We start from the raw sequence: 25,422 nt of genomic DNA, 5'->3' as shown, positions 1-25,422 counted from the left end.
AATTTCTAATATTACTTATCGTCATATACAATACCATCAAAATCTACATTATCTTTATAAGTGGACTGGAAGTATATTTTATAAGTTCCGTCAGAAAGCTCAGTAAATGGAAGTGTATAATATGATGTATCATTTGGACTAACTTGAATTGTTTGAGCTTTATTACTTACAGCCTTGTATCCCAACCATTCTTTTTTAAGAGGAGTTAATTTCATTTCAGCATATGTCCCAGTATTCTATCGAGTTGATTTAGTTATTCTGTGATAACAATAAAAATCACCTTTTGTAATTGTAAAACTGTCAACAGATTCTTTGCCGACATCAGTAAATCCTGTTCCTTGATAAGTGTCTAATTTATTTGATAGTGCAAAGACAATGTTGGTCATTAATGGTAAGCAAAATATTGCAGTTAAAGTAAGAATAATAAGATATACTTGTTTCTTGTTATACATTGGCAATCACACACCTTTCTATTTTTAGTTATTATAAAAAATTTTTGTTGCTATTATTATATACTCTAATATTGATGAAGTCAACAATATATACCAGTAATCTGGCAACAATGCTGTAAGAATGTATAAATATCTATCTAAGTATATTAAACTAAATCAATACATTGTGTAAAAAATATTATTCTGTTAGGTTATAACAGGAATTTGGAAATAAAATACAGTTTTAATGATAAACCATTTACAATTGAATTTTCAAAATTTCAAATGTGATAAACTAACAAATAATTATAGATTGCTCTATAAAAAATAATTATTTTTATCTTTCAGTTAGGAGAAAGCTAATTTATTATGTTTCAACAACAGAAATGAGTGTTAATAGCAAACGACAAAGTAGTAGAATGGTATTTAATGTAAAGATTTTAAGAAACAAAAAATATTAAATTAGTTTTTTCAGAAAAAATTAAAACAAGAAAAAACTAATAATACAAAATTAAAAGTTAAATTTGCAACTATTAATAAAATTTTCTGTACATACGGGAAAGATGCAAGAATAGTTAAAAAGTAACCTTATCTTTAACCTATTTGAGTATTTTCTGAGAAAGCCATTACAGAAGATGAAGCGGTGGCTACTTTTGATGTAGTTGTTTCAGATATTGAATATTAATAAAGGGACTTCCACAAACGATAAGTTTGATATGCTCTACTTTTAGTAAGCAATAAAGAGACAAAACTTTTGATAAAAGGGAGCATATTTTTTTAGTAAAAGTATTTAAATTAATTTTTAATTTTAAAAATTGAGAAAATCGAAGAGATTTAAAGTTAATTAAAGAAATATGTATTTTTTGCTCAAAATTTAGCTAAAAATTGGCTAAAAAAAAAGAAAAAACGGGATTGACAAAGAGAAAATATATAAGATATAATTTACATAAAAATTCCAAGAAGAGATTTACAGAAGAAATAATTTAAGCATAGAATAGTCTTAAAAAAAAATAAAAGAATGAATATATAAAAAATCAAGTTGATTGAAAAGATAAAAAGAAGATGCTATTATGTAAGGCACAAGATATAACAGACTGTGCTCAAGAAGGCTTATCAACAATTTGTTTGCAGTGTAGGGGAAATAGATGAGCTAAGAAATGTATGAGATGCAGATAGAGTTTTAAATAGGCCTCGTGTGATATTTGAAAAATCTTTAGAATAAAAAAAAAATTAGAATTTTTTAAATCTAAGCTCTAACCTTTTATCAGCCGGCTGAAAAAGGTTGAGATAAATATCAAAACAAAAAAGAGAAGGAACCATTTTATGAAAAAAATTAAAAAAATATTTGTTTTCTTTTAATTATATGCTCATTATCAATATTATTATGCAACTGTTGTTCTTGCTCCAAAAGTTGTTGATGGCAATTGGTATGAAGTTGGTGCCAAGTATACTCATACTTTTACAACTACACAGACAACAATTAGTTTATCTAACAAAATTGATTACGGAGGTAGCGGAGTAGTGAGTGGCTCAATTGGTTATACAGTAACAATAAATCAAATAGAGCAGATGTGGGAAAAAGCAGCTGACAATGCTTTTAAATACTAGTAAGGGGGTTATTCGTTAATTGAAAAAAACTTATTTGTGCAATATTTTAGTAATTATTTTTTTAGCATATTTAATTTTGAGTGTGATTATAGGAGGCTTTTTGTTTAGTAGAATAAACAAATTGGAAGTGTTTAAAGTCAATTATAATGCAAAAATTATTAATATATTTTTTGTCGAATATTCTCATAAACTCTCTGATGCAAGTAATATTCTGGAATATCTCATCAAAGATGAAAATATGGATTTTTCATATCTAAACGGAAGACTTGAGGCATATTTTTTAAATAATACATTGACGATGTTAATTGCAAAAGAGCCAAACATATTTGAAGATAAGGAAATAGGTAAAATAATTAACTCAAGATATGAATTAATTATCAAAATGGTTGATTTTCTAAAGAAAATTAAAACAAAAATAGTTGACCCTAAAAATAAAGAAAAAATTATTAATATTCAACCTGATATTGAAAAGACAATATTTTTATTAAATGCTTTAAACGAAGATTTGCAGTCATTCAGAAACTCAAAAACCAAAAAAGTATATGAAGAATATGAAAAAGAACTCTTAGAATGTATAGCAAGAGTTGAGAAAAATATTTCTCAATAACTTTGATGCAATCATAGAATAAAAGTTAAAAAATGTCAATTAAACTAAAAAGTTTTCTATTTTTCTGAATGAAATTTTTTGTAATATTTTTCAATACTATAAAGATTTATCACTCCACTGATACTTGAAAATAAAATTATAGTTTTGAATAACAATACAATACCGTCAAAATCTATGTTATCTTTATAGATTGACTGAAAATATATCTTGTAAGTTCCATCAGAGAGTTCAGTAAATGAAAGTGTATAGTATGAGGTATCGTTTGGATCAACTTTAATTGTTTGAGCTCTATTGTTTACAGCATTGTATCCCGACCATTCTTTTTTAAGAGGAGTTAATTTCATTCCAGCATATGTTCCTGTATTCCATCGAGTTGACTTAGTTATTCTATGGTAACAATAAAAATCACCTTTTGTAATTGTAAAACTATCAACAGATTCTTTTCCAACATCAGTAAATCCCATACCTTGATAAGTGTCCAGTTGATTTGATAGTGCAAAAACAATGTTGGTTATTAGTGGTAAGTTAAATAATGCGAATGGAAAAATTAGGAGGTGTATGTTAATAAGAAGTCTTAAATTCAAAAGTTTAATTTCAGTACTATGTTTATTTGCTTTTGCTTTAACGTTTGTATTTGCACTAGCAGTAAGCGGTTATTTCAACGTAATATTGCCAGCTTTTAAAGGTGATACAAAAATTAATGGAGCAAATAAAGTAACAAATGATCAGTTTGTACAAGTAAGAGTTATTAGTAAAGGAACTTCATTATTAAGTAGTAACAACCAAGTAGATTTTTGGGTCACTGATTCAAATGGTAATTATCTTACAAATGTTGTAGCAGTATCTCCTCAAAACGGTACTGTTAATATTGGTTTTAATACTAACAATTATATTAAAAGTGGAACCTATATCAATTTATGGGCTCAAAATGACGCTGTAGATGTTGTGTCTGTCCAAGCAAGTGGTTGGTATGACTTGCGCTAGTTTAATAAAGCTATTTGTAGGGTTATAGCATTTATTGCTATAGCCCTACATTATCAAATGTTTGGGAGTGATTGTAATTTGATTAATGTGTTAAAATATGAATTGAAGAGGTTATTTAGTAGAAAGGAATTTTTTATTGTAATGGTAATTGCTTTTTTTTACATAAGTGTCGATTTTATTTATCATTCAGTAATGTTAATCAATTCACCTATTTTTGAACTACCATCTGCATATCAGATGTGGTTGTTGTACAATAAAGTTCGTGGACAATGGGGGCAACTATTTGCTTATTTCTTAATTCCGTTATTTGCAACTATACCGTATTCAGATTCATATTTAGAGGATAAAAGGGCAGGAGTTATAAATTATATTATTACGCGCTGTAATAAAAGAGTGTATCTTTTTTGGAAGGGAATAGTTGTCTTTTTCTCTGGTTTTATTGTAGTTTTTGCACCATTGCTTTTTGATCAATTACTATGCTTTTGTCTATTGCCAGTTTATTCTCCGTCGGAAAACGTATTTAACCAACCAACATATAATGCTTATCAATTTTTAAGTACAGTACAACTTTCAGAATTACATTCGATAAATCCTTATTTACATAATTTATTTTATATGCTTTTAAATGGCATTTGTGCTGGTATCATTGCTTTGGTTTCATATTCTATATCCTTCTTTAGAAAAATGAACAGATATTTGGTGGTTATTTTAGCTTTTTTATTCTATCTGCTGGAAAATTTTATTGGAAAATTAATTAGTTCGTCAACTATATTTTCAATAGCTGATTATTTAATAATTCTTCCATTTTCTTCTGAAATTACGAATTACCAATATTTCCTAATCTTTATGACTATGTTGTTCTTTATAAGTCTTATTATTATAAATTTTAAATGTAGTAGGGATGAAGTATAATGAAATTCAGGCGAATTTTCTATTTAAACTTAGCAAGAAAATTTATAGCTTATTTTGCAACTTTATTTGTGGAATTAGTACTTTCGATTTTTTTGTTTAAATTTTTGAATAAGAATAAAGCATGGACGATTGATTTAATTCTAAGTCAAATATTTAAAGCAAACGTAATCACGTTTTTTTATGTACCCATATATCTTCTTTTGGTCAGTTCGCAAATACATATGGATAATTGCCTGATTATTCTGAAATATACTTATGTTGAGGATTGGTGGAAGGAAAAAATAAAAATTTTACTAAAAGATACCTTAATCTATCTATTGTCTATATACACAATACCTTTGATAGTAACTGTTATGTTGAGTTCAAAGTATTTAAAAGCTTTAAGCTACAGGGAGTTTATATTCATTTTAGAGTTTCTATTTATTGCGCTTCTTTTGTTAGTTGTATATGGAACAGTATATCTTATTGTATTGGCTATTATTAAAAGAGCTATTACGGCGTATATAGTTGGTATATTAGTGCCTTTCATAGATTTTGTCTTTATATATATATTTAAAACAGTGAATTTTTCTGGTATTACCTTAGGTATGTTAATAAATTTTCTGATGAGCTATAGTTTATCGCTAAAAAAGCATCTTTTTTTATTTGGAATATACCTTAGTTATTTTTTGCTGCTTTTTACCTTCTTGAACATTATTATGACAAATACATTGAAAAAAATAGATATTTACAGAGGTGATAAGAAATCAGAAAACTGATAAATAGTATTGTCAGTTCCTTAGTTATCTCTTTGTTAATTGATTTATATTGGCTGATGTCTTTGAAATTTTATAGAAATACTTCTGTTGAGATTTTTTTGATTTTGAGTTTCAATTATTTACCTTTTCCGGGTAAAGTAACTTCATTTATATATCCTTTAATATATGCTTTGCCCAGATTATATCTTATAGCTACCTTAGGAAATGTTTTTTCTCATGATTTTAAAAGATGTGCAGTTTACATTTTTACAAGAAAAGATAGTAGGCTCTCATGGTATTTTAATAAGCTTTATTTTATATCTTTATACATTTTATCTTTTCTGATTACATTTGTAATAACCACAACACTATTTGCTTTAGCAAATAAATTTAGGGTGGACTCTTTTATAAAAGGTCTATTGTGTTGTGCAGTAATGGTTCTGCTAAATTTTATTTCTGTAATATTGTTTGCTATAGTTGCAAATATATTATCATTATATATGAGTTCAAGAATATCCTTTTTGTTTACTATAATAGTTTGGCTGATATTCTTTGTTCCCCTTTTTATATCTTTAAATGATTTCAATTATCTTTTAATAAAATTCAGTCCTGTTTTACAAGCTGTTTTGAGTTGGCATAGTGATAGATTTATTGTAGATATAACTGGAATTTATGGGATAGATAGCATAAATGGTTTTAGCATATGTTGGTCAATGTTTATACTTGCTATTTATTTTTCGATTGTAGTGATAATAGGAATAAAAGTAGTTAAAAATATCGAAATATTCGAGAGAGATTGACAGGAAAGAGGTGTTTTTAAATATGAAAGCAATAGAAGTTAGAAATTTAACGAAGATAATCAAAGGAAAAGTTATTTTAGATAATGTTAATCTTGAACTTGAAGAGGGAAAGATTTATGGATTTTATGGTAGGAATGGTTCTGGCAAAACTATGTTATTTAGAGCTATATGTGGATTAATAAAACCAACATTTGGAGAAGTTATTGTTTTTGGAAAGAAAATAGGAAGAGATATTTCTTTTCCTGAAAGTGTAGGGGTAATTATAGAAAATGTTGACTTGTGGGATAATTTAACAGGTTTTCAAAATCTCAAATTATTGGCTTCTATAAAAAATGTAATTACTGATGATGAGATCAAAAATGCAATAAAAAGGGTTGGGCTTGATCCAGAAGATAGAAGACCGTATAAGAAATATTCGCTTGGTATGAAACAAAGATTGAAAATTGCACAAGCTATAATGGAAAAACCTAAATTGATTGTTCTTGACGAGCCAACAAATTCTCTTGATGAAGATGGTGTTAAACTTGTAAGACAAATTTTGTTAGAGGAAAAGGGAAGAGGAGCAACAATTTTGTTAGCAAGTCATATAAAGGAAGATATAAATTTGCTATGTGATTATAAGTTCAGAGTAGATTCAGGGAAAGTTTACTATTCGGAGGATGAAAGCAAAGATGAATAGAAAGTGGTTTGTGGTGATATTTGTTATTTTAGCCTTAGATATGGTTGTAGGCTTTTTAGTAAAAAAATCATTTATTAATATTGAGACACAAACTATCAGTGAAAATATAAAAGACCAATGCGTTTTTTTAAATGGTGGCAGTTTTAAAGGGTGCAATAATGAAAATTTTTCGTTGTTGGAAAAGATTATTAGAGATTCTGAGGTAATTGTAAAGGGTACTGCACTGAGCGATAGAATTTATGTGAAAGGTTCAATACTGACAGCTTTCAATGTTATCAAGATTTACAAAGGAGGCATAAAGAATTCAAAAATTTATATATTTGAGCCAAGTTATTTTAATTTGGGTAAATACAACAATTTCTTTGCATACTATGGCTATAATCTTATGAAACCAGGCCATAAATACATTCTTTTTTTGAAGAAATGGAAGTATACAAATTTTGTTAGATATAATCCATATTATAGAGGCAAAGAGATTTATATCTTTACTCATAATTCTGCTATTGATAAATTTGAAATTAATAAATCAAATATTACAAAAGTGATTAACTTTGAAGATGATATTATTAGATATGGTCAAGTGAAAGATTATGAGGTTTTTGTATATAACAAAAATGAATTAACTGAATACTACCAGCTAAAAGAGAATGTATTGAATTGGATTTCTCAAAATTGATCGGTGCTTGGTGAAGACATATTTATCGCCTATTTATTACAAAGCAAAGAATAAAAGGTATCAGCTTTTTTAAATATATCCTCTCTCTCTCAATGTATTTTTGATTTTCTCAAAATATCTTGCGATTTCTTTAAATTTCGCTATCGAAACAAATAATTTTGTTCTTGATATTGTTATTATTGCTTTATTCTAACATATCCAGCTTAGACTTAGCCTCCATCTTGTATTTATCTTGTTGCTCTACCATATTACGGCGGGTTTCTATCCACAATAACCATGGTGTTTACCCTCTCATGTCTCTCAGGGTCTTTTCTCACTTGCCCTCAATTCCCTTGTCCCATCTACCATGGCATGGATGTCGGTTATGCTTGTATGCAACGTCTTCGCCCCTATAAAGGATGTTACTTTGACAACCCGCTCTCATTTTTCAATCTACCTATAAAAAATCATTTAATCTTTTCTCTTTATTTCTTAACCATCAATCAATTTCCTAAAATGTGAACAAAGGGAGTTAAAATAAAATTGTGTCTACTATATAATTAGTATTGAAATAATTACCAAAGGGAGTTCACAATTATGAAAAAAAAATGAAATTTATGAAACCACTAAAAATATGGCTATCGAACAAGAGCTAAATATGTATTGCTTCCTGTGATGATCCTACTCGCCCAGCTCTAAAACAGCTAAGAGTAAAATTTGCTCGATTACTTTATGTTATCAGAAAGAACTGTTTACCTTGCTAAAAACGAAAACGACAAAGGCAATGGCTTCTATGAGAGAAAACTTGCAACACCTGCCTTTTGTCTTGAAATTTCTGTTCCAAAAGAGTTGATGGTTCAACTACTTCCCTTCTGATGTCACAAGTATATCAATGGTTGTTCTTGAGCGTTCCCTTGTTCGGACTTTGAAAGCTTTGAATTTTCCGTATTCCGAAAATGACTCACTAAAAAATCAAAGAAAGTTCTCAAAAATGAGCTTCAGTTATTCAAACAAAGAGAACTACCAACAAGTGCTTTTGCTACTTTTCATCGATGGCTATTCAAAAGTGAAGTTAAGGATAATTCTAAGATAAAACTTGCTACTTGCAATGCCTGCCTTGGTATCGACTCAAGAAAGGTAAAAAAGACATTTTCGGTGTCTACACTTTCTTCGTCAAGGAAAACGAGGCTGATTGGATGAAAGTATTTGACGGCTGAATTACGAGTAAGATAAATTGATTTTTTATTATAAACTTGAGAAAATTGAAGAAATTTTAAGCCATTTAAAGAAAAGTACATTCTGAGCTCAAAATTTAGTTGAAAATGAGCTAAAAAAAAAACGGGATTGACAGAGTGAAAATGTATAAGATAAAATTTGCATAAAAATTCCAAGGAGAAATTTGTTGGCAAAGTAATTTAAATATAAGTTGCCATAGATGGGTAAGAGGTGTAAAACAACATGAAATTATATATACCAAAAAATAAAATAGAAATAAAGTAGAATAACAGGCAATTTGTACTAATTCCAGATGGGTTTTTATATTTTACTTCCCAAAATAATAAAATATAATGATTATTTTGAATTGGTTTACGATGATTCAAAAAAGATCACTACAAGTAAGTATATCACAGAAAATATGGACAAAAGTTTATGCGTTAAGAATATAAAAACATGCTTAGATTTCTACATTGATAGTAATGGTAAAATATTGCCATTGAATGAGAAGAAGGTCTTTTTTAGAAACGATAGGGAGGTGATAATCTGGGGAGAGGTTGAAGGTGTTATATATAATTGTCCTTTATATCTTGAAATTCGATTTGACGAAAAAATTATACTTGTGGACATTCTTGAATTACCTTGTTCTCAAATTGAAAATAATTATCATCGAACTTTTTTATACAGCATTTTTACAAATTCTTTTATAAAAGAAGGTTATTATTCTGTAAAGTTAAAGTCATTAACAGGTAAAAAACTAAGTGAACTGAAGTTTTATTTTAAAAGCCAAAATAGGAGTGAAAATATAGATGTTACTCACTATATAAAGTTTGGAGATTATTTTTTTAGAAACTCTTATAATATCTAATTAAGTCACAATATACACAATAATATAGAGTTGAGAGGTGAACAAAATGTCAATCATAAATTCTGTAAAAAATTTTGTAGATAGAGCCTCTTATGCTCTAAAACAGGGAATAAAAGAAGAAGTAAATTCTTGGACAGGTGGTGTTGACAACTGGATATCTCATGGAGCATCTGGGGCATGGGGTGCAGCAAAAGCAGCAGTTGCTACATATAAGGCAGAAACGACAGGACTTCGTTTTGCGGCAGAAAAAACAGCAACTGCAATTGCTACAAAAGTTGCTGAAAAAGCTATTGTGAAAGGCATAGCTGAGTTTATTGGTGGACCTATAGCACGGGCTCCAGATATATATCATATTATTCATGGAACTGTTGTTGGGTGGAAAGCTTATGGCAAATAAATTTTTTGGAAAGGAATGTAATAAAGAATGATTAGAATAAAGAATGGGGCATGGTTTTTTACCACATTTGTGCTACTGATTGCTATAATATGGAAATATATCAAGGGTAGAAAACTAAACAAAGATTTAATAGGATATTATATACCAGCCTTTTTACTCTTTTTAATTTTAGGGATATTAGATTTATTTAGCTTAAATAAAAATACTTTTAATATTATTGCAATATGTTTATTTGTTTTGTATTTAATGTATTTAATTACAATGGTGTTACAAAAACACAAAAGGTAAGATCAAAAAAGCAACATTTAAAATAAAATTAAAAAATAAAGACAAAAGGGGCTTTTCACAAAAATTTTGAAGAGCCCCTTTTTATTTTACCTGCAAATCCCCCTCAATCAATATAGACAAAATCTGGTCAATCTCGGCAAAAGCAAGAGCAATACAAGAGTCAGCAGCTCCATAGTAAAGATAGATTTGGTTGTCTTCAACAATTGCTCCACAGGTGAATACCACATTGTTGACATCTCCAATTCTCTCATATACCTCTTGTGGGGATAAAAGCCACTCAGGACATCTTTTTTTAACCTTTGCCGGATTTTCTAAGTCCAAAAGCGCAGCACCAAGTCTGTAGATTGGTCCTGATGGCATCATTTTAACACCGTGATAGATTATTAGCCAGCCCTCTTGAGTTTTTATTGGTACAGCTCCTGCCCCAACTTTAAAGCCGTCCCACCAAGGCCCTCCTTTTTCAACAAGCACAACCTCATGGTTTCCCCAGTGGATTAAGTCTGATGAATATGCAATCCAAATGTGTTCAATGTCCCCTGCAACAGGTCTGTGAAGCATGGCGTACCTACCATTAATTTTTTCAGGAAACAAAACAGCATCCTTGTTGTTGGGAGGATAAATTAATCCCAATTTTTCAACTTTTTTGAAGTTCTTTGTTCTTGCAAGAGCAACCGCAGGGCCATAACGAGAGTATGCAGTATAGGTTATATAATAGTAATCATCTTCAGGAATATAGGTTATTCGCGGGTCTTCGCAGCCAAACTCTTCATATATGAGCACTGTGGGTTGGGGATAAATCAGAGGTGACTTTTCAATCTTCCAGTTAGTTTTGCCATCACTGCTTCGAGCAACAGTCAAATGCGATTTTCCTTGTCTGTCCTCAACTCTCAAAAGTAGTAAGTACTCATTTTTATATTTTATTGCACCAGCGTTAAACACAGCATTTGCTGAGTATGGAATATCATATACTGTAATTATTGGATTTCCGCTGTAGCGTGTAAATATGTCTTTTTTTGCAAAGACCTTTTTCATTGTTTTAATCCCCCCACAAATAAATTGTCTATACATTGAAATATACCACATTTGAAGTTGAATAATTACAAAAAAATTATGTAAAATATCTTTGAACCCTGTCAATAAACTTAACTAATTTTTACAAAAGAGGTGAAAAAGAAAAGATGAAAACTTACAGAAAAGAGCTATGGTTTGAAATACCAACAAGAAGAGCATTTATAAACATTACAGATACTCTTCAAAAATGTGTTGATGAAAGTGGTATAAAAGAAGGACTTTTACTTTGCAATGCTATGCACATAACTGCAAGTGTGTTTATTAACGACGATGAACCGGGGCTACACAGAGATTTTGAGGTATGGCTTGAAAAGCTTGCACCTGAAAAACCTTATTCTCAGTACCACCACAATGTCGGTGAAGACAACGCAGATGCGCATCTTAAAAGGACCATCATGGGAAGAGAAGTTGTGATCGCTATAACAAATGGCAAGCTTGACTTGGGACCATGGGAACAGGTGTTTTATGGTGAATTTGATGGCAAAAGAAAAAAGAGAGTGCTTGTGAAAATTATAGGAGAGTGAAAGATTGACAATTATTTCTATGTGTATTAAGATACACATAGGGATGTGTATAAAATGAGGACCAATATTTTTATAAAAATTTATTAAAAAAAGTGATGGAGATTGCTGGGGTAAAGACAAAAAAAGAAGCAGTTGAGATTGCCTTGAAGGAGTACTTAGAAAATCACACACGAAAGAATTTGTTAGAGTTAAAAGGCAAAATAATGTTTGCAGAAGATTATGATTATAAAAGTATGAGGGCAGGGCAATGACTTTAGTTGGCACTTCTGTGTTGATAGACTTTTTTAAAGGAATAAAAACGAAAATGTAAAAAAGTTTGAATGGGTATGCTCTATTTTAAGTGTAAAAAACAGGGCATAAATCTCAGAAGCCCTATAGATGAGATAATAGCCCAAATAGCTATTAAAAATAATCTTTACTAGCTTCACAATAACAGAGATTATTCTAAAAATTGCTGAAGTTGAAAGCGGGTTAAAAGAGTATTGAATGTAATAACATTTCCGGTTGACAATACCCTTTTGTTTTGTTAATATTAATGAGGCAAATTTAAAAAAATTGAATATGGTGAATATGATAAGGGTTATCCTTATCAAGAGAGGTGGAGGGAAAAAGGCCCGATGAAACCCGGCAACCGGCAAAGCTTTTAGCTTTGCAATGGTGCCAACTCCGTCAGAAAGCAAAATATCTTAGCTTTCTGAGAGATGAGGATAAAACTTTTGCAAAATGAAGTTTTGCCTCTTCTTTTCAGAAGGGGCTTTAAATTTTTAGAAATTATAGAAAAGTTTTTATTTTACTTAAAAGGAGGTAAAAAACCAGATGAAAAAACTATTTACATCAGAGTCGGTAACAGAAGGTCACCCAGATAAAATCTGTGACCAGATTTCTGATGCTGTGTTGGATGCTATATTAGAAAAAGACCCATACGCAAGAGTTGCATGTGAGGTTGCAGTGACAACAGGTCTTGTTTTGGTTATGGGAGAGATTACAACAAAATGCTATGTAGACATACCAAAGATAGCAAGGGATACAATAAGAGAGATTGGCTATACACGTGCAAAATATGGATTTGATGCTGACACATGTGCTGTTATAACATCAATTGACGAACAGTCACCTGACATTGCAATGGGTGTTGACAAAGCTTTAGAGGCAAAACTTGGGGAGATGACAGATGACGAGATTGAGGCAATTGGTGCCGGCGATCAGGGAATGATGTTTGGGTTTGCATGTGACGAAACACCAGTTTTGATGCCAATGCCAATTTATCTTGCACACAAGCTTGCAAGAAGACTTGCTTATGTGAGAAAGGAAGGTATTCTTCCTTATCTTCGACCAGATGGAAAAACTCAGGTCACAGTTGAGTATGAAGATGACAGACCTGTTCGAGTTGACACGGTGGTTGTATCCACACAGCACAGCCCCGAGGTTACACATGCTCAGATAGAATCAGATGTTATTGAGCATGTTATAAAGCCTGTAATTCCAGAAGGAATGCTTGATAAAAACACAAAAATTTTTGTAAATCCAACAGGAAGATTTGTGATTGGTGGACCTCAGGGCGACTCAGGACTTACAGGAAGAAAGATTATTGTTGACACATATGGTGGGTATGCACGCCACGGTGGTGGAGCTTTTTCTGGTAAAGACCCCACCAAGGTTGACCGTTCTGCAACATATGCTGCAAGGTATGTTGCTAAGAACATTGTTGCATCAGGACTTGCTAACAAATGTGAGGTTCAAGTTTCATATGCGATAGGTGTTGCAAGACCACTTTCAATCAGGGTTGACACATTTGGCACTGGTAAAATCAGTGATGAAAAAATTGCCGAAATTGTTAAAAGAGTTTTTGATTTACGTCCTGCCGCAATAATTAGAGATTTGAACTTGAGACGTCCTATATACAAGCAGGTTGCTGCATATGGTCACTTTGGAAGAGAAGATTTGGATCTTCCATGGGAGAGAACAGACAAGGTAGATGTAATACTCAAAGAAGCTCAAAATGTTTGAAATTCTTAAAGAATAGTTCTAACTTTTGATAAATTTTAATAATGTTTATTAGAGATTATTTTAAGTAGATTTGAGCAAGTTTAATGGATAAAAGGAATGCAGCAGTTTCAGTTTATCAATATATATGGGTCATAGTAAAGTCTTTGTTTATGGTTTGCTTCCTAATCTTCATTATATCTGTTTTTGTAATGTATTTTTCTATGCCCGACAGGGTTGCACTTTTTCTTACGTTATTTTCTATTTTTGTAGGGATAGCATTTTCAGGCTATGAAGCGGCAACATTGTCACTGAATAATAAAAAATTGGCAGCGTTTTTGGTTTCGACTTTTGTTGCGATTATCCTTTTTGCCTTAGGTATTATATTTAAAAAAGGCTTTAATGTTTCAAAATACCAATTTTATATTCTTCTATGTGGACCGCTTGTAGGATTTTTAGCAGGTGTACTCAATTCAAGTAAAGTAAAAAGACCAAGAACAAAAAGAAGATAAAGTTCAAAACAATACGTTCCCCTTTTGTTTTTTAAAAACAAAAGGGGTTTATTTTTTGCTTTTAAGCCACTTATAGTATATGGTGGCAAAAATTAATAAACGGTTTTAAACATATTAGAATTTTTAATAAAATATATTTGCCTGGCTTCTAAATTGTGCTATAGTATTTATGGGTGATATAAATATGAAAGCAAAAGAAGTTCTGGAATTATTAAAAATATCAAGACCAACCCTAACTAAGTATGTAAAAGAAGGGAAAATAAGAGTAACGGTTATGCCAAATGGATTTTATGATTACAACTATTTATGCAAGGGTTTCAACTCCAAAACAAAAGAGGGATTTAGAAAATCAAATTGAATTATTAAAACAGTTTTGTTTTAATAGTGGCTATAAAATACGCGGAGTATTCTCTGAACAAGCATGGGGAATTAGCTTTGAAAAAAGAAATGAATTTTTTAAAATGCCCGATAGATATTCTTGCAGGTAAGGTACAAAGGGTTGTTATAGCCTATAAAGATTAGGTTGAGCAGAGTGGGATTTGAATTGTTTAAACGCTTATTTAGAAAATTTAGCACTGAAATAGTAGTTGCATCGGAAGTTGGAAGCAAGAAGCTTGATTCTCAGGAAATAATTGAAGAAATTATAAGTTTGCTCTACTGTTACAGTATGAAATTTTATAGCAAAAGAAAAATTCAAAAAATAAGAAAGCTTTTAGAAAGTGAGGTGTTTGAAGATAATACTCAAGAGGACAGAGCAAATACAGATAAACAAGAACCATGAGTTATGGAATTATTGTGATAAAGTGTGTTTTGCAGCAAAGAATTTATACAACTTTGCAAACTACACTGTAAGACAGGAATTTATAAAAAGTGGCAGGTGGATAAGATACAGAGAACTTGACAAAATGTTAAAAGACCATGAGAGTTATAAGAGCCTGCCAGCTCAGACTTCACAGCAAGTGCTAAGACTTCTTGATAAAAACTGGAAGTCATTTTTTAAAGCAATGAAAGAATGGGGCAAAGATAAAAGTAAATTTTTGGGTAGACCTAAATTACCAAAGTATAAGAAAAAAGACGGCAGGGCTATTTCTATTTTTACAAATCAGCAGTGCAAGATTAAAAATGGTTATTTGACTTTTCCGAAGACAGAATTAAAGCTAAAGACAAGGATAACAGACAAATTAAAAGAAGTCAGGATAATTCCAAAAGGAAGCATTTATGTAGTTGAAATAGTTTATGAAAAGGAAATAGCCAAGGTAAAAAGACCACCAAAGAGGATAGCAGGAATAGATTTAGGGCTTAATAACTTTGTAACATTAGTAAATAACATAGGCATAAAGCCTATTGTTATTAATGGCAAAGTTATTAAGTCAATAAATCAATATTACAACAAGAAAAGAGCACAGCTTATGAGTTATGTAGGCAATAGAGGAAGTAGCAAAAGAATAGAGAAGATGACTTTAAAGAGGAACAACAAGATTAAGGATTTTATGCACAAAGCAAGCCGTTTTATAGTCAACTGGTGTAAGCAACACGAAATAGACACCCTTGTTGTTGGTTATAATCCAAACTGGAAGCAGGAGATAGAGCTTGGCAAAGTAAATAATCAAAATTTTGCTTCTATACCATTTAATCAGTTTGTAAATATGCTCAAGTATAAGTGTGAAGAAGAAGGGATTAGTGTAATAATTACAGAGGAGAGCTACACAAGTGGCTGTAGTTTTTTAGATGGGGAAGAAATCAAAGAAATAAATTATAATCCACGTCGAAGAATAAAGAGAGGCTTATTTAGGAGCAACAAAGGGATATTAATAAATGCGGATGTAAACAGTGCGTATAATATTATAAGAAAAGTATTTCCCGAAGCATTTGCTGAGGGGATAGAGGGTGTGGGGTTACACCCAGTTAGGTTGAATGTAGCCTAACAAAGAATAGTGTTTAGCAAAATTTTAAATAGTTTTTAATACTTTAAACACTATTCATAACCTAATAATCTCAAGGAAAAGATTAATCTTTTTGGGGGAAAAGATGATGAAACAAAAGATTGCATATCTTATCAGCACTCTTTTTACAGTCCCTATGGTAGCACTACTTGTTTTTACTATAATGTGGTTTGATAATAGTAATAAAAACTTTAACGGAAATTTCTACTACTATTTAAATTCGATATTCTTTTTCACTATAATTCCTTTTTGTGCATATATTGTTGCAAGAAGTTTTCCAAAATTTAAAGCTGGGGGAAGAGAAACTGAGAGAAGACTTGCATTTATATTTGGAATAGTTGGCTATGTACTTGGGAATATAAGTTTATTGTTTATGAAAAAACCAACAAAAGCAATGATAGGACTTTATTTATCATATCTTATCTCAGCCTTGATTTTAGCGTTTGTAAACAAGGTGCTGAAGTACAAAGCAAGTGGTCATGCATGTGGAATTACCGGTCCGATTGTTGCAATAAACTTTATTGCGGGGATAAAGATGATTTATTTGGCTTTGCTTATTCCTCTTGTCATGTGGTCAAGACTTATACTAAAAAGACATGATACAAAACAGCTTCTGGCAGGTGCTGCCACCTCCTTTTTTGTAACGCTCGTAATTATGATTTGTATATATTGAGTTTTTTAAAAATTTATTTTCTACACCTGAGGAGGATTTTTTGAAATATGATTTTCCAGAAAAAGAGATGGATTTTGAAAGATAACAGTAATATTGAAAATGTAGATATTGAAATTAATGGAAAAAAGATTAAACCTCAAGTTATAAAAGTTTTGAACAATAGAGGAGTCAAGGCAAAAGAAGAAATAGAGAAATTTTTAAATCCTTCACTAAAAAATCTTCACAATCCATTTCTTTTACCTGACATGAAAGAAGCAGTTAGGATTATAAACCAAGCAATTTTACACAGAAGTAGAGTTCTTATATATGGTGATTACGACTGCGATGGTGTTACAAGTACATATTTACTTTATTCAGCTTTGAGAAATTTTTTGCCAACAACATATTATATTCCCAATAGATTTAAAGATGGATATGGTCTCAATCTTGATGTTTTGAAGAAACTAGAGGATAAGTTTGATATACTAATAACTGTAGATACAGGTATTAGCAGCCATAATGAGGTAAAGTATCTAAAAGAAAAAAGAAAAAATATTATAATTACAGACCATCATGAACCGAAGGAAGTCTTGCCTGATGCTGATGCTGTGATAAATCCCAAAAGAAAAGATAGCATTTATCCTTTCAGAGATTTGGCGGGTGTAGGTGTTGCGTTTAAGCTTTTACATGCACTAAAAAAGTCAGGGGTAAATCTTAAACTGTCTGAATATCTTGATATTGTTGCGATTGGTACAATTGCCGATGTTATGCCACTCGTTGATGAAAACAGGATTTTTGCAAAGTTCGGGCTTAAGATTTTAAAAAATACGAAAAATGTTGGACTCAAGAAACTCATAGAAGTAGCGGGACTTTTGTCAAAAGAGGATTTGAAACCCTATGATGTATCATTTATAATAGGTCCAAGACTCAATGCTGCTGGGCGAATTTCTGATGCGAATCTGGCTGTATCACTTCTTTTAGAGCAAGACGCTATAAAAGCAGAAAGTATTGCAAAAAAACTTGATGAAGAGAATAGAAAGCGTCAGGAAATAGAGGAAAAGACAATTAAAGAAGCTCAGAGTTTGATTAGTGAAAATAAAAATATTTTAAGGAAAAAGATATTTGTTCTGAGCAAAGGTTCATGGCATGCTGGTGTTGTTGGCATAGCTTCTTCAAAAATTACAGAAAAATATTATAGGCCTTCACTTTTGCTGACACTTGCTGACGATGGTGTTTTAAAAGGGTCAGGAAGGTCTATTAAAGGTTTCAACTTGTTTGAAGCACTTAGAAACTGTACAGAAATTTTACTCAAGTTTGGTGGACATGAACATGCAGCTGGGTTGTCACTTCATATAGAAAATATTGATAAGCTTGATGAAACTTTAAATTTAATTGCTCAGGATTGTCATTTTATGATATTCAAGCCGGCAATTGAAGTTGATCTTGTATTATCTTTGAATGAGATTGATGATGAACTTATCGACCAGGTTTATCTTTTAGAACCGTTTGGGGTTGGGAATCCTGAACCTACTTTTTTGATTAAAAATCTTGTTGTAGAGAATTTTAGGTTCATGGGTGATGGAAACAAATATTATAAATTTTTTGCTGGCAACTCAACAAAATATGATGTTGTGTGTTTTTCCAACTTGGAAGACGAAGATGAGCTGATTTCAATGAAAAAAGTAGATATTGTTTGCAAACTCGAAAAAAATCTTTTTAATTCTTTGAGAAGAAACCAGTTCAATATTATTGATATTTGTGAAAATATTAGTTTTGGGGTTATTAAAGACTTATATAATAATTTGAAGGCTGTTAGAAATAACCGTTTAAGTTTTAAGAAATATGAAATAAAAAGAGGAAGTTTGCAGGACATAAAGGGTAGAAGATGTGTTTTTGTAGCTTTTTGGCCACATATTGTTCTCAATTTTCTTAAATTCTTGAAAGGAGAAGATATAGAGGGTGAATTTTTTGAATTTTTAAATAAACAAGGTAGGATAATTCAGCATCAAAGTAGTCTAAAGGAAGTGTATTTTGACGACATTTTTGCAACAAGGCTTGATAAGTTAAGTGCTTTGGTGGATGAAATAGATTTAATTGTTGCTCTCGATGTGCCTTCTTATCAGTATGTCAAAAATTTTTATCAAGATATTAACACTCTTTTAATTGACCTTGATAATAAATTTGATGAATTTTCTTTACAGATAAATGAAGAGTGTGTTAATGTTTATAAAACACTCAGAGATTGTGAGTTTATATCTTACAATTTTTCGGGTATATATGAATCAGATCCATTTTTAAAAGTGGCAAAATTGCTTTTTATTATCCAAATGTTTGAAGAGGCAGGAATAATTCTTACAGAGATTACTCACGATGGAATTGAAGCAAAAGAATTTTTTAAAACACAAGAAAAAGTGAACCTGAAATCTACAAAAGTATACAGTTTTTACAGAACATTGAAAGGATAAGAGATGAAAGGAGGAATTTGGTTGAATGTAAGTATTTATGACTTTATATGGCTTGGGATTGCTCTTGCAACTCTTGCTGCTGATATGTTTATAGGTTTTGTTTTGTTTCCAATTTATATATCTGCTTTTATAGTGTTTATTCTTGATTTATTTATCAACCACATAGCGGTTGAAGTAGGAATATTTATTGTCTTGACAGTCATTATTTTCTTAATTTTCAAACCCAAGATAAAAAGGTTTCTCCAAAACATGCCAAGGATAGAAAATAAAAGCTTTGTGTCTTTAGGGGAAGAATTTTTTGTTGAAGAAGTATCTGAGGATGGATATTTTGGCAAGATAAAAAAAGACGGAATATTTTACAATGTCTATAGTCAAGATAAACTTCAAATTAGGGATAAAGTAAGGGTTACAAAGGTTGATGGTCTCAAAATCTTTGTTGAAAAAATTGACGATAATGTATAAGGAGGGGAAAGCAAATGCCAACAATGGGTTGGGTAATACTTGTTGTGGGACTATTTTTAATATTCTTCTTTTCAAGCATCAAGGTTGTAAGGACAAAATACTGCTATGTTGTTGAAAGAATTGGACAGTTTCACAGGGTTTTGGAACCTGGCGTTCATATCATCATACCGTTTATTGATAATGTCAGAGCAAAGGTAAATATGCAGGAAAGAATATTAGATGTTCCACCACAGGATGTTATTACAAAAGATAACGTTAGAATAAAGATTGACTCTGTTGTGTTTTTTGAGGTATTTGACGCAAAGATGTGTACTTACAACATTCAAAATTATCAGGCAGCCATTATGTATTCAGTGCTCACAAACCTTAGAGATGTTGTTGGTAACATGACACTTGATGAGATATTTTCATCAAGAGAAGTAATTAACTCAAGGCTCACATCTGTTTTGGACCAGATAACAGATAATTATGGGGTTAAGGTTAAAAGGGTTGAGATAAAAGATATTATTCCGCCAGCAGAAATTACCCAGGCAATGGAAAAACAGATGAAAGCTGAACGAGACAAAAGAGCAATGATTTTAGAGGCAGAAGGTGTAAGAGAAAGTGAAATTGCTAAAGCAGAAGGGTACAAGCAAGCTCTTATAAAAAGAGCAGAAGGTGAAAAGCAGCAAAAGATTTTGCAGGCAGAAGGTCAGGCTCAGGCAATAGAGATGGTAGCTAAAGCTCAGGCAAATGCTATTGCATATGTCAACAGGGCAATAAAAGAAAGTGGAATAGATGCGGTTGTGCTTGCGATGAGACAGATTGAGGCTGCAATTGAGATTGCTAAAAATCCGGCAAATAAAGTGTACATCCCAACAGATGCCTTCAAAAATCTTGGAACTCTTATTGGTGCATCTGAGTTGATAAGAACAAATGATAATACAAACTCTCAATCATCATCACAATAAAAAATGATGAGAGGTGACAAAACGAAAGATGAGGAATGTGTATGACATTGCATATGAACTTGCCACTGCTTTGAAGGAGTCAAACGAATTTAAAAGGTTTAAAGCTGCAAAAGAAAAGATTGAAAAGGATGAAAAGCTAAAACAGATGATTTCTGATTTTAAAAAGAAACAGTTCGAACTTGAACAAAAGCGCCTCAAAGGAGAGGAAGTTACAAGCTCTGACGTGTACTCCTTGCAGCAGCTTTATCAAATAATATCACTAAATCCTGATATAGAAGAATACCTTTCTGCTGAGATGATGCTGGCAAAAATCATTGCTGACATTTCAAAAATCATTGCTGACAGTATTGAGTTTAAAGAGGAGCTATGGGGATTTGCAGATAAATAAGTAATAACAAAAGTGAGGGGATTTGTTCGAAGATGGCAGATAGAATAATTTATGATTACAAAAGGGAAAAGACGAAAAGGATTTTAAAAAGAGCAGGGTTTGTTTTGGCGCTGCTGATTTTGGCTGCAATTGTGTTTTCAATCGCATTTGATTTGTTTTTGGAACTAATCCAGATAAGAGAGATTGGTAAGAATTTTATCAGTGTGTTCTGGAAAAATTTCTATGTGAAACTTTCTGTGCAAATAGTTTCTTTTGTTATATTGTTTTTTGTGTTCTTTACTAACAATGCAATTGTGAAAAAGAATGTAGAAAGAATTGTAGGGAAAATTGGTTTTTTGAAGAAGAATATTCTCAACATTATTCTTTCTATTTTCTTGGCACTTGTGACAAGTAAATATTTGGAAAACAATCTCTATATAAAGTTTTTGACATTGACACATTCAAAACCTTTTAATATCAAAGATCCAATCTTTAAGAAAGACATAGGTTACTTTGTATTTGAAAGACCTTTTTTTCTGACTGTGGTAAATTTCCTCTTTTTCTTGATGATATTTGTATGTATATACACAGTGGTGTTATATTTGCTTCTTTACACAGCTTCATTTGTTAGCAGAGCAAGTTCGTGGGATATTCTATCTGACAAAAAAGTCAGGTCTCATATATTTTTCAATCTTATACTCATATTTGCTGTAAAAATATTCACTTTAAAGTATGAAATGGAAGGTCTTTTATACTCTTTCTTTGGAGAGGTTGTCGGTGTTGGGTATACAGACTATTATATTAGAATGAACTACTTTAAGCTTTCCTATATAGTCTTGGCTGCAGTTATTGTACTGAGTATTTCCTTTTTTGCAAAAGGAAAGTACACAAACATCGGAAAAGTTATGCTTTCTTATGTTGGATGGGCAGTTTTAGGGACCATAATTTCAGCAGGTTTTCAGTACTTTGTGGTATCACCAAACGAACAGGTATATGAAAGGCCATTTTTAGAGAAGAATATAAAGTTTACACGTCTTGCTTACAATTTAGAAAACATCGAAGAGAAATATTTTCCTGTAGACACATCAAATAATATAACAGCAAAAGATTTACAACAAAATAAAGCAACAGTTGAAAATATAAGGATAACAGATTTTCCAACTACCTTGGATATACAAAACCAGATTCAGCGGTTTAAACAATATTATATCTTTAATGACGCAGACATTGCAAAATACACCATAAACGGCAGGGTAAAATCTGTATTTATTTCTGCAAGAGAGATTAATTACGAGGGCATTCCTACAAAGACATATATAAACCAGAAATTTCAGTATACCCATGGTTACGGCGTTGTTATGAGTCTTATGACAGAGGTCACCCCAGAGGGTCAACCAAAGTTCATTATAAAGGATATTCCAGTAAAAAGCTTGGATGGTGCACCAAAGGTTACCCAGCCGCGCATATACTATGGAGAAAAGACAGACCCATATGTAATAGTCAATACAAAGGTTGATGAGATTGATTACCCGGAAGGTGATTCAAACAAGCTCTACAGATACACAGGTCAGGGAGGAATAAAACTCTCACTGATAAACAGGCTGATATTTTCATATGTATACAAAGATTTTAGGCTTCTTGTTTCCTCTGCGATAAATTCTAACAGCAAGATTCTTATAAACAGAAACATTGTTCAAAGAGCCAAAAAGGTTGCTCCGTTTTTGGAGTTTGACCCAGACCCATATATCCTGATTGATGGGAAAGGCCGTTTAGTGTGGGTTTTGGATGCATATACAAAGACAGGCTATTTCCCATATTCAGAACCAACCGAAGAGGGTTTTAATTATATCCGAAACTCTGTAAAGGTTTTGATTGATGCGTACAATGGTACATTGAAGTTCTACATTATTGACAAGAGCGACCCGATTGTAAATGTCTACAGGAGCATATATCCTCAGCTTTTTGAAAAAGAAGATATTCCAAAGGATATCGCTGAGCATATACGATATCCAGAGTATATCTTCAAGGTTCAGGCAAGTGTGTTGAAAAGATATCACATGACGAACCCTAATGTATTCTACAACAAGGAAGATTTGTGGGATTTTGGAAAACATAAAACGCCTGATGGGGCTATCGACTACATTCCACCGTATTACAGTGTTATGAAACTTCCAGATTCGCAAAAAGAAGAGTTGATATTGATGGTGCCATTTACACCTCTGAAATACAATACAATGATTGCATGGCTTGCAGCAGGTAGTAGCCAGGAAAGTTATGGCAAACTTGTACTTTACAAGTTTCCAAAAGGTTCAACTGTATATGGACCACTACAGGTTGAAAATATGATTGACCAGGACCCTCAAATCTCAAAAGATTTGTCTCTTTGGAACCAGGGAGGCTCTAAAGTAATAAGAGGAAACTTATTGGCACTGCCAATAAACCAGAAGATTTTGTACATTGAACCAATCTATATTGCATCTGACAACGCATCAGCTTTGCCAGAGGTAAAAAGGGTAATTGCCGCCTGCAATGGCAAAGTTGTAATGGGAAGCAGCTTAAGTGATGCTCTCACGCAGCTGATTGGACAGCAGCTTACGCAAACTAACCAAGATTTACAAACGACACAGCAGCAACAAGGTATTCAGGAAATTCAAAACTTTTCTGATCAGATCTTAAGGCTAAAAGATATATTTGAAGATGCTAAGAAAGCATTGAAAGAAGGTAATTGGGAAGAATTTGGGAGGAAGTTTAAAGAACTTGATGAAATGATGAAAAATATAAAATAAAAGGAAAGGCTCTTTGTGGTTAATGCTTTTACAAAGAGCCTTTATTTTTTATTACGTTTTTCACAAATAGAAAATATACAGGCAGGCCAAGTAAAGTAATTAAAACAGAAAAAATTGAGTCTGTAGGGTTTGAAAATATGTTGTTTACAAGAATGTAAAAACCACTGAAGATTGCAACAAGTGGGGTTATCGGGTACAAAAATGTGTTATACCCTTCCTTGTTTTTTCCTTCTCTTTTTCGCTTGATAAATATTCCAATAAAAAACAGAACATAGAATATCCACGTTGAAAACATGGCAAGATCTGTAAGCCTGTTAAAGCTTCGTGTGAAAGTATACAAGATTGAGAGAATATAAACAAGTATGCTTGAGTTCAAAGGTGTTGCAAAACGAGGATGAAGCTTTGAAAATACATTGTTTGCAATAAATCGCTGATTTGTTGCCATGGCAAAAGGAATTCTAATGCCTGTCAGGGCAAAGCCATTTAAGGTTCCAACAATAGAGATAATTATACCAAGTGATATTAGAACCTTTCCAATTTGACCGAATAACTTTTCAGAAATAATGTTTATAGCGTTTTCAGATGTTGCAAGCTTTCCAATTCCAATGACATTAATGTAAGCAATATTTACAAGTAGATAAACTACCATGACAAACAACATTCCAGATATTAAAACCAAGACTAAATTTCTCTTGGCATTTTTTATCTCTCCAGCTACATTTGGTACAGAGAGCCAGCCATCGTAAGCCCACAGTGTAGATAAAACTGCAAGTCCAAAATTTTTTGTAAAATGTTCATAGGACATAAAATTCGCAACTTCAATAGGTCTTGTAAGACCGAAAAATATAATTAAAAAAATTGGTATTAGTTTAAAACCGTAGCTAAAAGTTGAAAAGCCCCACTATATTTGTTGCCAATAACATTAATTGTAACTATAACCGTCAAAATGCAGATGGCTAAAATATCATGTATTATTTGATTTAAATTTAACATAATTGATACTTGGTCTGCAAACAGAACTGATAATGCAGAGAGTATGGCGGGCGTATAAATTAGAGTATTCATCCACCCGAACAAAAAAGAAATTTCATCACCATAAATCTTTTCAAGATAGACATAAAGCCCACCTGTGTGAGGATATCTTGCTGAAAACTCAGCAGCAACAAGTGCACCGCAAAGTGACATCACCCCGCCTAAAAGCCATGCTAAAAAAATAAAAACAAAACTTCCAGAGTACTTTGCAACAGGTGTTGCTTTGAAAAATACCCCTGAACCGATTACCATTCCCACAACTAAAGATAGTGCCATCCATATGTTTAAATTTTTCTTAAGAAGAATATTTGTTTCCATCTTGCGCCCCCTTTTTGGAGAATATGTTCCGATAACTGTAGAAGCTTTGTTGCATTTAGCTAAAAATATAGCACATGAAAAACCTTTGCGCAAGAAAAATATTGTCGGGTAAAACTTTTTTTGTAGTGGTTTATTTTGAAATGATTTTTGTGTATTTTTAATAATCTCACAACAAT

Annotated in this window: 22 protein-coding genes, 4 pseudogenes and 1 riboswitch; of the genes and pseudogenes, 22 read left to right on the top strand and 4 right to left on the bottom strand. The window is 31.7% G+C overall.

The features are described from left to right. Positions 1-11: 11 nt before the first annotated feature. Entirely contained in the window at positions 12-185 is a 174-nt protein-coding gene (locus CaldiYA01_RS12335; protein ID WP_238480512.1) for a hypothetical protein, read from the bottom strand. 1,873 nt (positions 186-2,058) lie between these two features. Between CaldiYA01_RS12335 and CaldiYA01_RS08915 the strand changes: the two genes are divergently transcribed. Continuing rightward, positions 2,059-2,646 carry a hypothetical protein gene (locus CaldiYA01_RS08915; protein WP_207178926.1) on the top strand — a complete coding sequence of 196 codons (588 nt, stop codon included), beginning with the start codon at positions 2,059-2,061 and terminating at the stop codon, positions 2,644-2,646. Between the two features lie 56 nt (positions 2,647-2,702). Here the strand turns inward: CaldiYA01_RS08915 and CaldiYA01_RS08910 are convergent, their stop codons facing one another. Further along, positions 2,703-3,110, bottom strand: coding sequence for a hypothetical protein (locus tag CaldiYA01_RS08910; protein ID WP_238480511.1), 408 nt, complete (start codon positions 3,108-3,110; stop codon positions 2,703-2,705). 94 nt (positions 3,111-3,204) lie between these two features. Here CaldiYA01_RS08910 and CaldiYA01_RS08905 point away from each other — a divergent pair, with 94 nt between their 5' ends. The 9 genes and pseudogenes from CaldiYA01_RS08905 to CaldiYA01_RS08865 all read left to right on the top strand — a co-directional run bounded on the left by CaldiYA01_RS08905 (position 3,205) and on the right by CaldiYA01_RS08865 (position 9,893). Further along, positions 3,205-3,630 (top strand): hypothetical protein, encoded by a 426-nt coding sequence (locus CaldiYA01_RS08905; RefSeq protein ID WP_207178924.1) that lies wholly within the window; start codon positions 3,205-3,207, stop codon positions 3,628-3,630. An 87-nt stretch (positions 3,631-3,717) separates the two neighbouring features. After that, positions 3,718-4,542, top strand: coding sequence for a hypothetical protein (locus CaldiYA01_RS08900; RefSeq protein ID WP_238480630.1), 825 nt, complete (start codon positions 3,718-3,720; stop codon positions 4,540-4,542). A gap of 353 nt (positions 4,543-4,895) precedes the next feature. Next, positions 4,896-5,300: a hypothetical protein gene (locus CaldiYA01_RS12330; protein WP_238480510.1), complete on the top strand. Its 405-nt coding sequence runs from the start codon at positions 4,896-4,898 to the stop codon at positions 5,298-5,300. Positions 5,301-5,713: 413 nt separating this feature from the next. Continuing rightward, entirely contained in the window at positions 5,714-6,079 is a 366-nt protein-coding gene (locus CaldiYA01_RS08890) for a hypothetical protein (protein WP_207178918.1), read from the top strand. A 22-nt stretch (positions 6,080-6,101) separates the two neighbouring features. Then, positions 6,102-6,758 carry an ABC transporter ATP-binding protein gene (locus CaldiYA01_RS08885; RefSeq protein WP_207178916.1) on the top strand — a complete coding sequence of 219 codons (657 nt, stop codon included), beginning with the start codon at positions 6,102-6,104 and terminating at the stop codon, positions 6,756-6,758. Further along, the gene (locus CaldiYA01_RS08880) at positions 6,751-7,434 is read left to right on the top strand and encodes a hypothetical protein (protein WP_207178914.1); all 684 of its coding nucleotides are present in this window, start codon (positions 6,751-6,753) and stop codon (positions 7,432-7,434) included. Before CaldiYA01_RS08885 ends, CaldiYA01_RS08880 begins: the two co-directional genes overlap by 8 nt. A 613-nt stretch (positions 7,435-8,047) precedes the next feature. Further along, positions 8,048-8,624 (top strand): annotated as a pseudogene (locus CaldiYA01_RS08875) (IS256 family transposase); the annotation flags it as partial. A 371-nt stretch (positions 8,625-8,995) separates the two neighbouring features. Then, positions 8,996-9,496 (top strand): hypothetical protein, encoded by a 501-nt coding sequence (locus CaldiYA01_RS08870; RefSeq protein WP_207178912.1) that lies wholly within the window; start codon positions 8,996-8,998, stop codon positions 9,494-9,496. A 46-nt stretch (positions 9,497-9,542) separates the two neighbouring features. Beyond that, positions 9,543-9,893, top strand: coding sequence for a hypothetical protein (locus CaldiYA01_RS08865; RefSeq protein WP_207178910.1), 351 nt, complete (start codon positions 9,543-9,545; stop codon positions 9,891-9,893). A 369-nt stretch (positions 9,894-10,262) separates the two neighbouring features. Here the strand turns inward: CaldiYA01_RS08865 and CaldiYA01_RS08860 are convergent, their stop codons facing one another. Next, positions 10,263-11,213: a glycoside hydrolase family 130 protein gene (locus CaldiYA01_RS08860; protein WP_207178908.1), complete on the bottom strand. Its 951-nt coding sequence runs from the start codon at positions 11,211-11,213 to the stop codon at positions 10,263-10,265. Positions 11,214-11,359: 146 nt separating this feature from the next. On the opposite strand from CaldiYA01_RS08860, the gene CaldiYA01_RS08855 reads away from it, so the two are divergent. From CaldiYA01_RS08855 to CaldiYA01_RS08800, 12 genes and pseudogenes are all read left to right on the top strand, one after another. Continuing rightward, the gene (locus tag CaldiYA01_RS08855) at positions 11,360-11,776 is read left to right on the top strand and encodes a secondary thiamine-phosphate synthase enzyme YjbQ (protein ID WP_207178906.1); all 417 of its coding nucleotides are present in this window, start codon (positions 11,360-11,362) and stop codon (positions 11,774-11,776) included. 54 nt (positions 11,777-11,830) lie between these two features. Beyond that, positions 11,831-12,027: pseudogene (locus tag CaldiYA01_RS08850) on the top strand (type II toxin-antitoxin system VapB family antitoxin). A gap of 332 nt (positions 12,028-12,359) precedes the next feature. Beyond that, a riboswitch (SAM riboswitch) is annotated at positions 12,360-12,484 on the top strand. A gap of 108 nt (positions 12,485-12,592) precedes the next feature. Next, positions 12,593-13,783: a methionine adenosyltransferase gene (gene metK / locus CaldiYA01_RS08845; RefSeq protein WP_207178904.1), complete on the top strand. Its 1,191-nt coding sequence runs from the start codon at positions 12,593-12,595 to the stop codon at positions 13,781-13,783. A gap of 83 nt (positions 13,784-13,866) precedes the next feature. Continuing rightward, complete coding sequence (locus CaldiYA01_RS08840) at positions 13,867-14,271, top strand: TIGR04086 family membrane protein (RefSeq protein WP_207178902.1); 405 nt, start codon at positions 13,867-13,869, stop codon at positions 14,269-14,271. Positions 14,272-14,455: 184 nt separating this feature from the next. Continuing rightward, positions 14,456-15,052 (top strand): annotated as a pseudogene (locus CaldiYA01_RS08835) (IS607 family transposase). Continuing rightward, the gene (locus CaldiYA01_RS08830; protein ID WP_207178901.1) at positions 15,000-16,196 is read left to right on the top strand and encodes an RNA-guided endonuclease InsQ/TnpB family protein; all 1,197 of its coding nucleotides are present in this window, start codon (positions 15,000-15,002) and stop codon (positions 16,194-16,196) included. Before CaldiYA01_RS08835 ends, CaldiYA01_RS08830 begins: the two are co-directional and overlap by 53 nt. A gap of 106 nt (positions 16,197-16,302) precedes the next feature. Then, complete coding sequence (locus CaldiYA01_RS08825; RefSeq protein WP_207178899.1) at positions 16,303-16,887, top strand: hypothetical protein; 585 nt, start codon at positions 16,303-16,305, stop codon at positions 16,885-16,887. Positions 16,888-16,934: 47 nt separating this feature from the next. Further along, a complete protein-coding gene (gene recJ, locus CaldiYA01_RS08820; RefSeq protein ID WP_207178897.1) occupies positions 16,935-19,331 on the top strand; it encodes a single-stranded-DNA-specific exonuclease RecJ in 2,397 nt (798 codons plus the stop codon). 21 nt (positions 19,332-19,352) lie between these two features. Next, entirely contained in the window at positions 19,353-19,793 is a 441-nt protein-coding gene (locus CaldiYA01_RS08815) for an NfeD family protein (RefSeq protein ID WP_207178895.1), read from the top strand. Positions 19,794-19,807: 14 nt separating this feature from the next. Continuing rightward, positions 19,808-20,743, top strand: a complete 936-nt coding sequence (locus tag CaldiYA01_RS08810) for an SPFH domain-containing protein (protein ID WP_207178893.1) — start codon at positions 19,808-19,810, stop codon at positions 20,741-20,743. A 28-nt stretch (positions 20,744-20,771) separates the two neighbouring features. After that, positions 20,772-21,131 (top strand): YlbF family regulator, encoded by a 360-nt coding sequence (locus tag CaldiYA01_RS08805; protein WP_207178891.1) that lies wholly within the window; start codon positions 20,772-20,774, stop codon positions 21,129-21,131. Between the two features lie 32 nt (positions 21,132-21,163). Then, positions 21,164-23,896 carry a UPF0182 family membrane protein gene (locus CaldiYA01_RS08800; protein WP_207178889.1) on the top strand — a complete coding sequence of 911 codons (2,733 nt, stop codon included), beginning with the start codon at positions 21,164-21,166 and terminating at the stop codon, positions 23,894-23,896. A 28-nt stretch (positions 23,897-23,924) separates the two neighbouring features. Here the strand turns inward: CaldiYA01_RS08800 and CaldiYA01_RS08795 are convergent. Next, positions 23,925-25,180: pseudogene (locus tag CaldiYA01_RS08795) on the bottom strand (APC family permease). Positions 25,181-25,422: the final 242 nt, after the last annotated feature.

The organism is Caldicellulosiruptor diazotrophicus (assembly GCF_017347585.1).
GTDB lineage: Bacteria > Bacillota > Thermoanaerobacteria > Caldicellulosiruptorales > Caldicellulosiruptoraceae > Caldicellulosiruptor > Caldicellulosiruptor diazotrophicus.
This window is presented reverse-complemented; position numbering and strand designations above follow the sequence as displayed.